Source organism: Pseudomonas sp. P7779 (genome assembly GCF_013386315.1).
GTDB lineage: Bacteria > Pseudomonadota > Gammaproteobacteria > Pseudomonadales > Pseudomonadaceae > Aquipseudomonas.
Genome location: NZ_JACARZ010000016.1, coordinates 63,096 through 78,469, shown reverse-complemented (window position 1 = coordinate 78,469; position 15,374 = coordinate 63,096). Strand labels below are relative to the sequence as shown.

Below are 15,374 nucleotides of genomic sequence, written 5' to 3'. Positions count from 1 at the left end.
GGAAACACCTCATTGGGATGTAAGCAAAGGCGGGCGGCGCAGCAAGCCGTGCACCGGACCGAAGACCACGGACAGCAGGTACCAGCCGCCAGCCACCAGCACAATTGCCGGGCCGCTGGGCAGCGAGTAGTAGAACGACAGCAACAAGCCAAGCCATACCGACAGGCATCCCAGCACCGCTGATATGGCGATCAACACCGGCAGGCGCCGGCTCCAGAAACGTGAAGCAATCGCCGGCAACATCATCAGGCCGACCACCATCAACGCGCCGATGGCCTGGAAACCGATCACCAGGTTCAGCACCACCAGCGTCAGGAACAGGCCGTGGGCCAGCGGGCCGAGGCGGCTGACGGTTTGCAGGAACAGCGGGTCGAGGGTGTCCAGCAGCAGCGGTTTGTAGATCACCACCATGGCAACCAGGCTGAAGCCCGAGACCCAGAGCATGCCGGTGAGGGTCGGGCCGTCTACCGCCAGGGCCGAGCCGAACAGCAGGTGCAGCAGGTCCAGGCGTTTGCCGGCGAGGCCGAGGATCAGCACGCCGCTGGCCAGGGAGATCGGGTAGATGGCGGCGAGGCTGGCGTCTTCCTTCAGCCCGGTGCGACGGGTAATCCAGGCGGCGAGGCCGGCCATGCTCAGGCCGGCGCCCAGGCCGCCGATGGTCAGCGCGGGCAAACTCAGTCCGGCAAACCAGAAGCCCAGTGCGGCGCCGGGCAGGATGCCGTGGGACACCGCGTCACCGATCAGGCTCATGCGGCGCAGGATCAGGAACACCCCAAGCGGCGCCGTGCTGCATGCCAATACCAGACCGCCGACGAGCGCGCGGCGCATGAAAACGAAATCGAGAAACGGCATCCACAGGTGGGCGGCGAAGTGCATCAGGCCACCTGCATTTGCGGCTGCGGGCGGATCAGTTCTTTGCTGGAGCCGAACACGCAGCCACTGCTTTTGATCTGCACCACTTGCTGGGTGTGTTGGCGTACGGAACCGAGGTCATGGCACACCACGACCACCGTGCGGCCTGCGTCGTGCCAGGCGTGGATGTGTTTCCAGCACAGCGCCTGGCCGTCTTCGTCGAGGGCGGCGTGGGGTTCGTCCAGGAGCAGTATCGGCGACTCGGCCAAACTCATGCGGGCGAGCAGGGCGCGTTGCAGTTCGCCGCCCGACAAGGCCATCAACGGCCGATGCTCCAGGCCGCTGAGGCACCAGTCTTCGAGCACGGCGCTCAGGCGTTCGGTACGTTGTTGCGGGGTTTGCCTGCTGCCCCAAAAACCGGCGGCCACCAATTCTTCAAGGCTGATAGGAAACTGGCGGTCGAGGTTCTGTTGCTGGGGCAAAAACGACAGGCCACCTCGGCGTGGAACATCGATCGTCACTTTCCCCGCCAGTGGCTTCTGCAATCCGGCGATAACTTTCAGCAGGCTGCTTTTGCCGGTGCCGTTGGCGCCGATGATGCCGGTAAGGCTGCCTTTTTCCAGGGTGAAATCCACGGCGGGGGTCAGTGGTTGGCCGGGGGCGCCCCAGCGCAAAGCGGTGCAGGTGATCATTCGGAAGGTCTCGTCCAGCGGCTTTCGGCCACGGCATCGTGCGCGTGAAGGCTTTCGGCGTGGATCACTCTCAAGTGGAAGGCATTGACCGCATCCGAGCGTTTCAAGGCGAGGTTCAGGCGGCGGGCGGCGTCTTCGCAGAACATCAGGTTCTGCCCGTTGGCCAGGGCGAAGGCTTGTTCGTCTGCACGCTTTACGGCGGTTTGCACGGCAGTGCCGAGGGCGGCTTCGGTTTCGTCGATCAACTGGGTCAGCGGCAGTGTTGGCTGATCGCCTTGAAGCCGGACCTGCAACAGCGCGCTGCTGCGCTGGCTGTGGGGCGTGGCGACGATGCCGTTTGCGCTGCCGAGCCAGGTCAGTACGTCTTCGTGCTGCAGCGGTGTGCCGGCAAAGTCCTCGATAAATTGCTGCTGAATCAATTGCCTGGCGAGGGCAGCGGAGCAAGGGCAGGTTGAAGAGTAAGTAACGTCAATTTTTAGTTCCACGTGGAACATCTGGTTTTCCAGGCGCGCCTCGATGCTCACCGGGTAGCTTTTCCAGCCGGCCAACGGGCTGACCAGCGCCGGACGTTTCAGCAGCAGACCTGCATGAATTCGCAGGTAGGCATTTGTGGATAAACCTTCATGACTGTCGAGAAAACGTTGCAATACACTGCGCAGCAGTGCTGGCTTAAGCGGCTGCTGTTCAAGCATTTCCAGCGCCAGGTAAAGCCGTGACATATGAATGCCACGGGCCTCGCCGTCGTCCAGGCTGACGCCGGCATCAGCCGTGGCGCTAAGGCTTTGGCCGTCGATCAGAATGGGCAGGGCAATGCCGCACATGCCCACCCAATCGAGCGGCAAGGCTTGGCGTGAAGCCTGCGCGGCGATATCGGGCAGAGTCAGCGCGTTCATGAGCAGGTCCATCGTTGGAAATAAAAAGACATGTTATATTATTACAATTGAAACGACGAAAGTTTTTCTGTTCTGTCTTTTATTCAGTCATGTCGAGTACGGAAGCTCCTTTATTTGCGGTGTAAGTCATGCACAGACGTCAACTCCTCAACCTGCTGCTGGCCAGTGCGGTGTTCACCTTGCCCTTGGGCGTGTCTGCCGCGCAGATCCGCAATGCACGGCTGTGGCGGTCGGATAACAAGCTGCGGCTGGTGCTGGACCTCAGCGGCCCGGTGCAATACAAGACCTTCACCCTGACCGCGCCGGAGCGGTTGATCATCGATTTGAGCGGCGCGAAGCTGACCGGTGATTTCAGCCAACTGGCCCTGACCAACAGCGGCATTACCTCGATTCGCTCGGGGCATTTCGGGCAGGGCGATACGCGGATCGTGCTGGATTTGAAGGCGCCGATGCAGCTCAACAGCTTTCTCCTGCCGCCGCAGGATGGCCAGGGCCACCGCCTCGTGCTGGACCTGACAAGCGCCACTCATGCGCCTATGCAAATCGCTGCGGCACCGGCCGCGTTGGCTGCACCCGTGCCGGCGCCGGTGGACAGGGCTCATCCGAAACGCGACATCATCGTGGTGGTCGACCCTGGGCACGGCGGCAAGGATCCCGGCGCGATTGGCTCAAAGGGCCAGCGCGAAAAAGACGTGGTGCTGTCCATCGCCCAGTTGCTGGCCAAGCGTCTGAAGCGCGAGAAGGGCTTCGATGTGAAGCTGGTGCGCAACGACGACTTCTTCGTGCCGCTGCGTAAACGTGTGGACATCGCCCGTCAGCACAAGGCCGACATGTTTATCTCGGTACACGCCGATGCCGCGCCACGGCTTACGGCGTCCGGCGCCTCTGTCTATGCGCTGTCTGAAGGCGGCGCCACCTCCGCCACTGCACGGTTCATGGCGCAGCGGGAAAACGGCGCCGACCTGTTGGGCGCCACCACCTTGCTCAATCTCAAGGACAAGGACCCGATGCTCGCCGGGGTGATTCTCGACATGTCGATGAACGCCACCATCGCCTCCAGCCTGCAACTGGGCAGCTCGGTACTGGGCAGCCTGCAAAGCATCACCACGCTGCATCAAAAACGCGTGGAACAGGCCGGCTTTGCGGTGCTCAAGTCGCCGGACGTGCCGTCGATCCTGGTGGAAACCGGGTTTATCTCCAACACCCAGGACGCCCAGCGACTGGTCACCGCGCGCCATCAACAGGCGGTGGCAGACGGTTTATTTGAAGGGTTGAAAAATTACTTCCAGAAGAACCCGCCGATGAACAGCTACATGGCCTGGGTTCAGGAACAAAAAACCGGCCAGGTCTAACAGCCGGTGATTCGACTACAGGTGAACTTGGCGCTGGCACCACCGGAACTGGAAAACCGGTTGAGGGTGGTCCAGCCCACTCGCCGCGTGTAGCCCACCCACGCCTCACCATCGGATGCCAACCCGGTAAAGAACGTCAGTTGCCCGTAGCGGCTGCTGGTTTGTGCCCAATAGCGTTTTCCGATCACTTCAAAGCCCCGCAAATACGTAGTGCTGCCTGCCGTCGCGACGCTGTAGGCATTGCCCTGGGCGTCGACGCACGCCAGCAGGTTGGCGCTGCGGGTGCAGTTGGCCAGCAGGCTGGGCACCTGGGCGTTGGCCAGGCTCGCCAGCATCAGCAACACAGCACACAGCAGGTATTTCATAGAGGCTCTCGGGGCGTTATTCGGCTGCCAGCATTGCGCCCTTCGTCGTCACGAGCAAGGGGGATTGGCTTATTTGCATTGTTATACTATAACATTAAAAGACAGCCTGACCCGTGAACCACCTCCGATGACCGAACAAGACCTTCTCGACCAACCCTGCGCCGACTACATGAATGAAGCCCAGCAAGGTTTCTTCCGCGAGCTGCTGCTGGCCCAGCGCAACGAGCTGCAAGCGCGTATCGACGCTGAATTCATGGTGCTGCGCGAACAGGAGCCCAACAGCGATCCCGCCGATGTCGGCAGCGCAGAAGAACAGCGCCAATGGCAACTGCGCCTGCTGGAGCGCGAAAAAAAGCTGTTGGACAAGATCGACGAAGCCCTGGAACGCCTGGCCCGCGGTGAATACGGCTGGTGCCGTGAAACCTGCGAACCCATCGGCCTCAAGCGCCTGCTGCTGCGCCCCACGGCCACCCTGTGTATCGAAGCCAAAGAACGTGAAGAGCTGCGCGAACGCCATCAACGGGCGATTTGACCGGCCAACCCTGATGAGGAATACCTGATGCCCAATCGTCTCCCCGTTACTGTGCTGTCCGGATTTCTCGGCGCCGGCAAAAGCACGCTGCTCAACTACGTCCTGCGCAACCGCGAAAACCTGCGGGTGGCGGTGATCGTCAACGACATGAGCGAAATCAACATCGATGGCAGTGAGGTCCAGCGCGACGTCACCCTCAATCGCTCCGAAGAAAAACTGGTGGAGATGAGCAACGGCTGCATCTGCTGCACCTTGCGCGAAGACTTGCTGGAAGAAGTCGGAAAGCTCGCCAAGGAAGGTCGGTTCGATTACCTGTTGATCGAGTCCACCGGTATCTCCGAGCCGCTGCCAGTGGCCGAAACCTTCACCTTCCGCGATGAAGAAGGCCAAAGCCTGGCGGACATTGCCCGGCTCGACACCATGGTCACCGTGGTCGACGGCATGAACTTCCTGCTCGACTACCAGGCTGCCGAAAGCCTGGCGTCCCGGGGCGAAACCCTCGGTGAAGAGGACGAGCGCTCGATCACCGACCTGCTGATCGAGCAGATCGAATTTGCGGATGTGATCCTCATCAGCAAGATCGACCTGATCAGCAGCAGTGAGCGCGAGGAGTTGATGGCGATCCTGGAGCGCTTGAACTCCCAGGCTGAAATCATCCCGATGGTCATGGGCGAAGTGCCGTTGGCGAAGATCCTCAACACCGGCCGTTTCGACTTCGAGCGTGCTTCCCAGGCGCCGGGCTGGTTGCAGGAACTGCGTGGCGAACACCTGCCGGAAACCGAAGAGTACGGCATCGCCTCCACCGCCTATCGCGCCCGCCGCCCGTTCCACCCGCAGCGGTTTTTCGACTTTATCGACCGGCCTTGGGTGAATGGAAAACTGCTGCGCTCCAAGGGCTTTTTCTGGCTGGCCAGCAAACACCAGGACGCCGGTAGCTGGTCCCAGGCTGGCGGCCTGATGCGCCATGGGTTTGCCGGGCGCTGGTGGCGTTTCGTGCCGAAAACCCAGTGGCCCCAGGACGAGGAAGGCATCGCCGCAATCATGAAAAACTGGCAACTGAGCACCGGCGATTGCCGGCAGGAGCTGGTGTTTATCGGCCAGAACATCGACTTCGCCCAGATGACCGCCGAGCTGGACGCTTGTTTGCTGACCGACGATGAAATGGCCACGGGTGTCGAAGGCTGGCGCTTGTTGGCCGATCCCTTTGGCCCTTGGTTCGAAGAGGCTGCCTGATGCTGGCACCGACCCTGAAACTGCGCCCGGCGGTACGCCAGACCCACGGCGAAACCCCGGCCGTGCTCACCGATATCCTTGAGGACGGCGTGAACCTAGCGGTGTGGCAGCGTCAGTTGCCCCTGCACATCGCCGAGTTCGGCGCGTTACTGGTGGCACTCAATGAGCCATTGGCCGAGTCGCTGGTGGTTGAACTGAACAGCGAAGACGCCGAGCCAAACCTGCAGGACTTTGCATCGGGTTGCCGTGACCTTGAAGGCTACGAAGGCTTTATCGCCGATGTGTCGTGGCTGGTCAGCGCCTTTGCCTGTTTGCTGGGAGCCAAGCGTATCGGCGTGCGTTTGCGGCTATTGGACAAGGCCATGTGCCCGCGTTTTCATGTGGATCATGTGCCGGTGCGGCTGATCACGACCTACGCCGGCATCGGCAGCCAGTGGTTGCGCGAGGGGGTTATGGAGCGGCGACACCTGAGCCAGGCGAGTGCTGAGCCGGAAGAACGCATTGAGCAAATCCACTGCGGCGAAGTGGCGTTGCTCAAGGGCGAAAAATGGCACGGCAACGAAGGCTTTGGCCTGATCCACCGCTCGCCGCCGCTGCAAGCGGATCAACGACGGTTGATTCTGACGCTGGATTGGTCGGCGTAACCGGGTAGGATCGAACCTCTCTACACGGTCTGAATGATGTCCACCATGCTGCAGAACATTCCCACCCACGTGATTGCCGGGCCCCTGGGTGCCGGCAAGACCAGCTTGATCAAGCACCTGCTGGCCCAGCGCCCGGCCAACGAGCGTTGGGCGGTGTTGATCAATGAGTTCGGGCAGATTGGCCTGGATGCCGCGTTGCTCACCCGTGATGACGACGGGATTGCCCTTGGTGAAGTGGCGGGTGGCTGCCTGTGTTGCGTCAATGGTGCGCCGTTCCAGGTAGGGCTGGGGCGTTTGTTGCGTAAGGCAAAGCCCGATCGGCTGTTTATCGAGCCGTCCGGGCTTGGGCACCCGGCTCAATTGCTCAAGCAACTGCGGGAAGCGCCCTGGCAGCAGGTACTGGCGGTGCAGCCGTGCGTACTCGTACTGGACGCCCAGGCGTTGGCGGCGGGCAAACCTTTACCCAATGCCCAACGGGAGGCATTAGCCAGCGCCGGGCTGTTGGTATTGAACAAGAATGAAGCCTTAAGTGATGCGCAGCGCCTGTTGATTCAAGGGCAACTGCCCGACCGGCCGATCTATTGGACGCAGCAGGCGCAACTGCCCTTGGCCCGGTTACCGGGTGTGAATGCTCAAGCGGCAGCGGCTGTGGATAACTTCGAGTTGCCCAAAGGCCTGGGGCAAATGCCGGCCATCTGGACGGATCCGGCATCGCCGATCTGCCTCAGCCAGGGCCAGGAGGATGGCTGGAGCATTGGCTGGCGCTGGCATCCGAGTCAGCGATTCGACGCGCGGCGCATTCAGCAATGGCTGCAATCGTTGGACTGGCGACGGGCAAAACTGGTTATCCACAGCCTGGATGGCTGGGTATCGGCCAACGCTGTGGATAACGCCGCATTGGCCTGGCAGCCCAGCGAATGGCGGCGGGATTCGCGTATCGAATTGATCTTCAGCGAAGTGCAGGACGTTGCGCAGTTACAGGGTGGGTTAACCGCTTGCCGTCAGTGACGGGTCTTGCTGTTGCCATGCTCCTGGCGCCACTGGCTTAGCTCAATGATCTCGGCGCTGGGCAATGGCGTCTTGATCTCGAACGGGTAGGGCGCCAACTCGATTTGTGCACTGTGGGCGCCGAATTGGGTGATGGTCCCCGGGTGCCGCGTTTCGCCGGTCACGGTGAATTCGAAGTTGTAGATCCGTGCCAGGCGCCGCCGCCCGCTGGCATCTTTCACAAAACCGATGCGCTTCAACGCCACGGCGCCATCGAGCAGCTCGATGTCGAGCTTGGCGCAGTGCTGCTTGACCCGTTCCAGCGCCCGCTCGCGCAGGCCGTGGTTGTGCCACAGCCAGGCGGCACCGGTCGCCAGCAGCATCAGCACGAAGATATTTCCGAGGGTCAGCATTCGATGAACTCCAACAAAGTAGGGCCAGCTTAACTGCGTCTCCGGTCTGTCGTACAGGCCGCGTTTAGTCGCATACTGCGCAGCCAGAATATCAACGGCTTTACGGAAATCCCCTGCATGAAACGTACGCCCCATCTGCTTGCGATCCAGTCTCATGTGGTCTTCGGCCACGCCGGAAACAGCGCCGCCGTGTTCCCCATGCAACGGGTCGGGGTGAACGTGTGGCCGCTCAATACGGTGCAGTTCTCCAACCACACTCAGTATGGTCAGTGGGCGGGAGAAGTGTTGGCGCCGCAGCAAATTCCTGCGCTGGTGGAAGGCATCGCGGCGATTGGCGAGCTGGGCAACTGTGATGCAGTGCTGTCGGGCTACCTGGGCAGTGCGGCCCAGGGCCGGGCGATCCTCACCGGCGTGGCGCGGATCAAGGCGATCAACCCCAAGGCTCTTTACCTGTGTGACCCGGTGATGGGGCATCCGGAAAAAGGCTGCATCGTGCCCCAGGAGGTCAGCAACTTCCTGCTGGAGGAAGCGGCGGCGATGGCCGACTTCCTGTGCCCCAACCAGATGGAGCTGGACAGCTTTGCCGGGCGCAAGCCGCAGTCGCTGTTCGATTGCCTGGGGATGGCCCGTGCGTTACTGGCCCGCGGGCCGAAAGCGGTGTTGGTCAAGCACCTGGATTATCCCGGCAAGCTGCCGGACGGCTTCGAAATGCTGTTGGTGACGGCTGAAGGCAGCTGGCACCTGCGTCGGCCACTGCTGGCATTCCCGCGTCAGCCGGTGGGCGTGGGCGACCTGACGTCGGGCCTGTTCCTGGCGCGGGTGTTGTTGGGGGATAGCCTGGTGGCGGCCTTTGAGTTCACTGCTGCAGCGGTGCATGAAGTACTGCTGGAAACCCAGGCGTGCGCCAGCTATGAGCTGGAACTGGTGCGCGCCCAGGACCGGATTGCCCATCCGCGAGTTCGCTTCGAGGCAACCCCGATAGGGCTTTAAGGCCCGTCTGCCTTGATTTCCTGATAGCGCTTTTCCAGCTCCTGGCGAATCTGCCGGCGCTGTTGAGCCTGCACAAACCGCCGCTTGTCTTCGCTGTTCTGCGGTTGCAGCGGCGGCACGGCGGCCGGTTTGCGCTGGTCATCCACCGCGACCATCGTGAAGAAGCAGCTATTGGTGTGGCGTACCGAACGCTCACGGATGTTCTCGGTGACCACCTTGATCCCCACTTCCATCGACGTGTTGCCGGTGTAGTTGACCGAGGCCAGGAAGGTCACCAGCTCGCCGACATGGATCGGCTCGCGAAAAATCACCTGGTCCACCGACAACGTCACCACATAGCGCCCGGCATAACGGCTGGCGCAGGCGTAGGCCACTTCGTCGAGGTACTTGAGCAGCGTGCCGCCGTGCACATTGCCAGAGAAGTTGGCCATGTCAGGGGTCATCAATACTGTCATCGACAGCTGGGCGTTTCCGGGTTCCATAGCACACTCACGGGTTGTAGGCATTGGGTGGGGAGGCACCTCTGCGGGTGCTGGAATCTTTGCAGAGCCATTCATAACGGGACGCTGGCCCCCGGCTTGCCGTCACGCCCGGGGCGATCTGTTTCCATATATTGCACCGGCTTTCTGCCGCAAGTCGCGGTGTTACCCTTCAAAAGCCCGTCTCAAAGGCAATTCTTACGATCAAGGCAGACTTTTCTTTCCGTTCATTGCGACCTTTCGGGGTGCATGCGTGGAAATGGGAAAAGCGCCAGTACCCCTCAAGGAGCCCCTCGCCATGCACGCCATCAGCTTTATCCAGGACCTGGCCGTGATCATGCTGGTGGCCGGGGTGGTGACGATCCTGTTCCATCGGCTCAAGCAGCCGGTGGTGTTGGGGTATATCGTCGCCGGCTTCATCATCGGCCCGCACACCCCACCGTTTGGCCTGATCCACGACGAAGACACGATCAAGACCCTGGCCGAGCTTGGGGTGATCTTCCTGATGTTCTGCCTGGGCCTTGAGTTCAGCCTGCGCAAGCTGTTCAAGGTTGGCGCCACCGCATTTATCGCGGCGTTCCTCGAAATCATCCTGATGATCTGGATCGGCTACGAAATCGGCCGCTGGTTCGACTGGAACACCATGGACTCGCTGTTCCTGGGCGCGATCCTGGCGATTTCCTCGACCACCATCATCGTCAAGGCGCTCAATGACCTGAAGATGAAAAACCAGCGCTTTGCCCAGCTGATTTTCGGGGTGCTGATCGTCGAAGACATCCTCGGCATCGGCATCATCGCCTTGCTGTCGAGCATTGCCGTCAGCGGCACGGTCAGCTCCGGCGAGGTGTTCTCCACCGTCGGCAAGCTCTCGCTGTTCATGATTGTCGCGCTGGTGATCGGGATTTTGCTGGTGCCACGCCTGCTGGAATACGTGGCCAAATTCGAAAGCAATGAGATGCTGCTGATCACCGTGCTGGGCCTGTGTTTCGGTTTCTGTCTGCTGGTGGTCAAGCTGGAATACAGCATGGTGCTGGGGGCATTCCTGATCGGCGCGATCATGGCTGAATCCCGGCAATTGCTGAAGATTGAGCGCCTGATCGAACCGGTTCGCGACATGTTCAGCGCGATCTTCTTTGTCGCCATTGGCTTGATGATCGACCCGCAGATCCTCCTGCAATACGCCTGGCCGATTGCGGTGATTACCGTGGCCGTGGTGCTGGGCAAGATGTTGTCCTGTGGGTTGGGGGCGTTCATTGCGGGTAACGATGGCCGCACTTCATTGCGAGTGGGGATGGGGCTGTCACAGATCGGCGAATTTTCATTCATCATCGCCGCGCTGGGGATGACGTTGCAGGTCACCAGCGACTTCCTGTATCCGGTGGCGGTGGCTGTTTCTGCGATTACCACACTGCTCACACCCTATCTGATCCGTGGCGCAGACCCGCTGTCGCTGAAGATTGCCGCAGTGATGCCCAAGCGCATGAGCCGGGTGTTCGGGATGTATGGCGAGTGGCTGCGCAGCATTCAGCCCCAGGGCGAGGGTGCGATGCTGGCGTCGATGATCCGCAAGATCATTCTGCAGGTGGGGGTGAACCTGGCGCTGGTGGTGGCGATCTTCTTTGCCGGCAGCTTTTTCGCGGCGCGTATTGGCAGCTACCTGGAAGGCTGGGTCAGCGATCCGAGCTGGCAGAAGGCATTGATCTGGGGTGGGGCGTTGCTGCTGTCGCTGCCGTTTTTGATTGCGGCGTACCGCAAGCTCAAGGCGCTGTCGATGCTGCTGGCGGAGATGAGCGTGAAGCCGGAAATGGCCGGGCGCCACACTCAGCGCGTGCGCCGGGTGATCGCCGAAGTGATCCCGATTCTTTCGCTGCTGGTGATTTTCCTGCTATTGGCAGCCTTGTCGGCCAGTATCCTGCCGACCAACAAGTTGCTGGTGCTGATCGCCGTGGTGACGGCCGCGGTGGCCGCCGTGCTGTGGCGCTGGTTCATCCGCGTGCATACGCGGATGCAGGTCGCCTTGCTGGAGACCCTGGATAACCATAAGGATACGCCGGAGCACTGAGTGGGTCGCAGAGGGCTGCTTCGCAGCCCAGCGCGAGCAAGCTCGCTCGCCACAACAAGCGCCCTCGGCACACAGGGGTCTCAGCTTTCCAGCCAGACGTCCCGTGCCCAGTGCCACACCGATTCCCAGGTTTCTTCGGTGACGAGTTCTTCTTCGCCGGACCACAGCACCACGGTGCCGTCTTCCTCGACGCAGTAGTAGTCGTCGCCGTCCTGGCAGATCGGGATCATGCTGCGGTCAACACCGGCATCCCAGGCGTTGGCGGCAACGTCCGGCAGGTAGGTGTGGGACTGTGGGTCGGTGACGGTCACCGGCTCCAGGCTGCCGTAGACCACATCGCTGACGGTCAGCAGAAATTCACGGAAGACGAACGGAATATCGATGAACAGTTGCTCCTCGATTTCCACCAGTTGATCTTCGTCAGGCAGCTCCAGAGGAACCGGTACCGGTTCGTTGGCTTCACGCAATTGTTCGATAACTTCTTCCACGGCCGGGATCCTCTTGCTAGATGGCGCGGTTTATAGGGGCGTTTTATACAGTAGCTCGCTATAAGTGCAACCGTGAAATAGAAAACCCCGGACAAGTCCGGGGTTTTTGTTACTGCGTACTCAAAGCGGGCAGGGATCAGCCGTTCTGGCGGATACCGGCGACCAGCCAAGGCTGGTTTTCGCCTTGTGGGCGCTCCATGTTCCAGCTTTCGCTGAACACTTCGCCCTGGTCGAAACGCGAGGTCTTCGACACACCGCTGAAGGTCAGGGTGGCGATGGTCTTGTCGGCGCGGTCATCCACACCTTCAAGCTGCACTTTCAGGTCGTCGATGTAGGTCGACTGGAAGCCGTCGCCCAGGTCGGCACGTTCGCGCTTGAGGAACTCCAGCAGTTGCGGGGTCACGAACTCGGCGATCTTGTCCATTTCGTTGGCGTCCCAGTGTTGCTGCAGGGACTGGAAGTGGCTGCGGGCCGCTTCGACGAAGCGCTCTTCGTTGAACCAGGCGGGTGCGTTGATCACCGGACGAGCGGCGGCAGGAGCAGCCGAACCGCCGAAGATCGAACCCATGGCAGCAGGCTTTTGCTCGAACACTTCACGCTGCATCGGCGCGCCGGCTGGAGCCATGTGCTCCTGTTGCTTGCGGCGACGGGCGGCGATAAAGCGGAAGATCAGGAAGGCGATGACCGCCATGATCAGGATGTCGAAGATCTGCATGCCCTGGAAGCCGCCGCCCATGAACATGGAGGCGAGCAGGCCGCCGGCCGCGATACCGGCCAGAGGGCCCAACCAGCGCGAAGCACCGCCAGCCTTGGCAGCAGCGCCTGCGGCACCGGCAGCGCCAGCGGTCGCAGCTGCGCCGCCCATGCCGCCGCCGGATGGGGCCATTTGGCTGGTCTGGTGGCTCGGCGCCGAGCCCATGGATTTGCCGCCACCGAAGCGCTTGGCGTTGGCGTCGAGGCTCATCGTCAGGCCGATGCACAACGCCATGGCGATGCTAAGAAAACGTTTCATAAAGGGAATTCCCATTTGTGGATTGCACGCGCGCCATGTTGCACAGGTGTGATGTCAGTGGCTAGCGGCATAGTGTTTCGGGCTTTTGCGTAGGGCCAATACCGAATCGTCTGTAGGACTTATTACAGATATTGGCCCCACCGCTGCCAAATACAAGGGTGGGGCAACATCCTTCATGTTCTACAGTTGTTTCAGATTGCTTCGAGCTTGGCGTAGCCCATCATCAGCCACTTGCTGCCTTCGGCGAAGTTCACCTGCACCCTGGCCTGGGCACCGGCGCCTTCGAAGTTGAGGATCACGCCTTCGCCGAAGATCGCGTGCTTGACCTGCTGGCCAAGGCTGAACGGCGTCTCGGGGATTTCCGAACCAGCGAACATGCTGCTGGAGTTCTGCTGCTGGCCGCCGCCGAACGGTCGGCTGACGCTGTTGGACAGGCGCACTTCCTGAATCAGCCCTTTCGGCACTTCACGTACGAAGCGCGACACCTTGTTGTAGGTCTCGCTGCCGTACAGGCGCCGGGTTTCGGCGTAGGTCATCACCAGGTTCTGCATCGCCCGGGTGATGCCCACGTAGGCCAGGCGGCGTTCCTCCTCAAGGCGGCCGGGTTCTTCCAGGCTCATCTTGTGGGGGAACAGGCCTTCTTCCATGCCCACCAGGAACACGTAGGGGAATTCCAGGCCCTTGGCACTGTGCAAGGTCATCAGCTGAATGCTGTCTTCATGCTCATCAGCCTGGGTGTCGCCGGCTTCCAGGGAAGCGTGGCCGAGGAATGCCGCCAGTGGCGTCAGGTCTTCGTCTTCTTCGGTGTTTTCGAACGCGCGGGCGGCGCTGACCAGTTCCTCAAGGTTTTCTACCCGGGCCTGGCCTTTCTCGCCTTTTTCCGCTTCGTGGTAGGCGATCAGGCCGGACTGCTCGATCACGGTCTGGGTCATCAGGTGCAGGGGCATTTCCATGCACTTGGCGGCCAGGTTCTCGATCAGCTCGACAAACACGCTCAAGGCACCGGCCGCACGGCCGGTCAGGCCCTTGTTGGCGATCAGCAGGCGCATCGCTTCCCACATCGACACATCGCTGTGGCGTGCGTGGTCGCGAATCGCCTCGACGGTCTTCTCGCCGATGCCACGGGCCGGAATGTTGATCACCCGTTCCAGCGCCGCATCGTTGCCGCGACCTTCCAGCAAGCGCAGGTAGGCCATGGCGTTCTTGATTTCGGCACGTTCGAAGAAGCGCTGGCCACCATAGATGCGATACGGAATGCGCTCGCGCAGCAGGGCCTCTTCCAATACCCGTGATTGGGCGTTGGAGCGGTAGAGAATCGCGATATCGCTGCGGGCCAGGCCGGTTTTCAGGGCGCTTTCGATGGTTTCCACCACGTAGCGCGCTTCATCGTGTTCGTTGAAGGCGGCGTACAGGTTGATCGCTTCGCCTTCGCCGCCGTCGGTCCACAGCTCTTTGCCCAGGCGCCCGGTGTTGTTGGCGATCAAGGCGTTGGCGGCCTTGAGGATCCCGGCGGTGGAGCGGTAGTTCTGTTCCAGGCGGATGGTTTCGGCGTCCGGGAAGTCGTCGCTGTACTGGTAGATGTTCTCGATTTTCGCGCCGCGCCAGCCGTAGATCGACTGGTCGTCGTCGCCCACCACCATCAGGCTGTCGCCGCCCTTGGCCAGCAGGCGCAACCAGGCGTACTGCACGGCGTTGGTATCCTGGAACTCGTCCACCAGGATGTGGCGGAAGCGTTTCTGGTAGTGCGCCAGCAAGCCCGGGTTGTCGCGCCACAAGTCGAGGGCGCGCAGCAGCAGTTCGGAGAAGTCGATGACGCCGGCGCGCTGGCAGGCCACTTCATAGGCTTCATAAATGCTGCGCATGGTGGCCAGGAACAGGTCGCCGCTGGCCTGGATATGTTGCGGGCGCAGGCCTTCATCTTTCTGGCCATTGATGAACCACTGGGCCTGACGGACCGGCCAGCGTTGTTCATCCAGGCCCAGCTCGCGGATTACCCGCTTGACCAGGCGTTGCTGGTCGTCGCTGTCGAGAATCTGGAAGGTCTGGCTCAGGCCGGCTTCCTGCCAATGCGCTCGCAACAGGCGGTGCGCCAGGCCGTGGAAGGTGCCCACCCACATGCCGGCCGGGCTGATGCCCATCAACTGCTCGATGCGATGACGCATCTCGGCAGCGGCCTTGTTGGTGAAAGTCACCGACAGGATGGAATGCGGTGAGGCGTTCTCGACCTGGATCAACCAGGCGATACGGTGCACCAGCACTCGGGTTTTACCGGAGCCAGCACCGGCCAGGACCAACTGACGGCCAACGGGGGCCGCTACGGCCTGGCGTTGGGCATCGTTGAGGGAGTTCAGCAAAAGAGAGAGATCATCGCGCATCGGCG

The 15,374-nt window shown here is 61.4% G+C and carries 16 protein-coding genes; 7 read left to right on the top strand and 9 right to left on the bottom strand.

All coding sequences use genetic code 11. The features are described from left to right. Positions 1 to 9: 9 nt before the first annotated feature. The 3 genes from HX869_RS05345 to folE2 are packed head-to-tail and all read right to left on the bottom strand — an operon-like array spanning position 10 to position 2,437. A complete protein-coding gene (locus HX869_RS05345) occupies positions 10 to 876 on the bottom strand; it encodes a metal ABC transporter permease (protein WP_134327559.1) in 867 nt (288 codons plus the stop codon). Beyond that, positions 876 to 1,544: a metal ABC transporter ATP-binding protein gene (locus HX869_RS05340; RefSeq protein ID WP_008439505.1), complete on the bottom strand. Its 669-nt coding sequence runs from the start codon at positions 1,542 to 1,544 to the stop codon at positions 876 to 878. Before HX869_RS05340 ends, HX869_RS05345 begins: the two co-directional genes overlap by 1 nt. Continuing rightward, positions 1,541 to 2,437: a GTP cyclohydrolase FolE2 gene (folE2, locus tag HX869_RS05335; protein ID WP_178902834.1), complete on the bottom strand. Its 897-nt coding sequence runs from the start codon at positions 2,435 to 2,437 to the stop codon at positions 1,541 to 1,543. The genes HX869_RS05340 and folE2 overlap by 4 nt, the downstream gene beginning before the upstream one ends. A gap of 128 nt (positions 2,438 to 2,565) precedes the next feature. Here folE2 and HX869_RS05330 point away from each other — a divergent pair, with 128 nt between their 5' ends. Next, positions 2,566 to 3,789 (top strand): N-acetylmuramoyl-L-alanine amidase, encoded by a 1,224-nt coding sequence (locus HX869_RS05330; RefSeq protein ID WP_003213478.1) that lies wholly within the window; start codon positions 2,566 to 2,568, stop codon positions 3,787 to 3,789. On the opposite strand, the gene HX869_RS05325 is transcribed toward HX869_RS05330, so the two are convergent. Further along, complete coding sequence (locus HX869_RS05325) at positions 3,786 to 4,154, bottom strand: hypothetical protein (RefSeq protein ID WP_003213476.1); 369 nt, start codon at positions 4,152 to 4,154, stop codon at positions 3,786 to 3,788. The two genes, HX869_RS05330 and HX869_RS05325, sit on opposite strands and share 4 nt — an antisense overlap. A gap of 127 nt (positions 4,155 to 4,281) precedes the next feature. On the opposite strand from HX869_RS05325, the gene dksA reads away from it, so the two are divergent. The 4 genes from dksA to HX869_RS05305 are packed head-to-tail and all read left to right on the top strand — an operon-like array spanning position 4,282 to position 7,571. Then, positions 4,282 to 4,686, top strand: coding sequence for an RNA polymerase-binding protein DksA (gene dksA, locus HX869_RS05320; RefSeq protein ID WP_008439502.1), 405 nt, complete (start codon positions 4,282 to 4,284; stop codon positions 4,684 to 4,686). Between the two features lie 27 nt (positions 4,687 to 4,713). Continuing rightward, positions 4,714 to 5,919: a zinc metallochaperone GTPase ZigA gene (gene zigA / locus HX869_RS05315; protein WP_003213472.1), complete on the top strand. Its 1,206-nt coding sequence runs from the start codon at positions 4,714 to 4,716 to the stop codon at positions 5,917 to 5,919. Next, positions 5,919 to 6,563, top strand: coding sequence for a DUF1826 domain-containing protein (locus HX869_RS05310; RefSeq protein ID WP_178902833.1), 645 nt, complete (start codon positions 5,919 to 5,921; stop codon positions 6,561 to 6,563). The genes zigA and HX869_RS05310 overlap by 1 nt, the downstream gene beginning before the upstream one ends. A 45-nt stretch (positions 6,564 to 6,608) precedes the next feature. After that, a complete protein-coding gene (locus HX869_RS05305; protein ID WP_178902845.1) occupies positions 6,609 to 7,571 on the top strand; it encodes a GTP-binding protein in 963 nt (320 codons plus the stop codon). Here HX869_RS05305 and HX869_RS05300 read toward each other — a convergent pair. After that, complete coding sequence (locus HX869_RS05300) at positions 7,565 to 7,963, bottom strand: DUF3301 domain-containing protein (RefSeq protein ID WP_003213466.1); 399 nt, start codon at positions 7,961 to 7,963, stop codon at positions 7,565 to 7,567. The two genes, HX869_RS05305 and HX869_RS05300, sit on opposite strands and share 7 nt — an antisense overlap. A 117-nt stretch (positions 7,964 to 8,080) precedes the next feature. Between HX869_RS05300 and pdxY the strand changes: the two genes are divergently transcribed. Beyond that, positions 8,081 to 8,953 carry a pyridoxal kinase PdxY gene (gene pdxY / locus HX869_RS05295; protein WP_178902832.1) on the top strand — a complete coding sequence of 291 codons (873 nt, stop codon included), beginning with the start codon at positions 8,081 to 8,083 and terminating at the stop codon, positions 8,951 to 8,953. Here pdxY and HX869_RS05290 read toward each other — a convergent pair. Beyond that, positions 8,950 to 9,435: an acyl-CoA thioesterase gene (locus HX869_RS05290; RefSeq protein WP_003213461.1), complete on the bottom strand. Its 486-nt coding sequence runs from the start codon at positions 9,433 to 9,435 to the stop codon at positions 8,950 to 8,952. The two genes, pdxY and HX869_RS05290, sit on opposite strands and share 4 nt — an antisense overlap. Positions 9,436 to 9,730: 295 nt before the next feature. On the opposite strand from HX869_RS05290, the gene HX869_RS05285 reads away from it, so the two are divergent. Continuing rightward, positions 9,731 to 11,494: a cation:proton antiporter gene (locus HX869_RS05285; protein ID WP_003213459.1), complete on the top strand. Its 1,764-nt coding sequence runs from the start codon at positions 9,731 to 9,733 to the stop codon at positions 11,492 to 11,494. An 80-nt stretch (positions 11,495 to 11,574) separates the two neighbouring features. Here HX869_RS05285 and HX869_RS05280 read toward each other — a convergent pair whose 3' ends face one another. The 3 genes from HX869_RS05280 to uvrD all read right to left on the bottom strand — a co-directional run bounded on the left by HX869_RS05280 (position 11,575) and on the right by uvrD (position 15,369). Continuing rightward, entirely contained in the window at positions 11,575 to 11,982 is a 408-nt protein-coding gene (locus HX869_RS05280; RefSeq protein WP_003213456.1) for an SMI1/KNR4 family protein, read from the bottom strand. 136 nt (positions 11,983 to 12,118) lie between these two features. Further along, the gene (locus HX869_RS05275) at positions 12,119 to 12,994 is read right to left on the bottom strand and encodes a Tim44 domain-containing protein (RefSeq protein WP_003213454.1); all 876 of its coding nucleotides are present in this window, start codon (positions 12,992 to 12,994) and stop codon (positions 12,119 to 12,121) included. Positions 12,995 to 13,185: 191 nt separating this feature from the next. Beyond that, on the bottom strand, positions 13,186 to 15,369 hold the full coding sequence (gene uvrD, locus HX869_RS05270) for a DNA helicase II (protein WP_003213452.1): 2,184 nt from the start codon (positions 15,367 to 15,369) through the stop codon (positions 13,186 to 13,188). Positions 15,370 to 15,374: the final 5 nt, after the last annotated feature.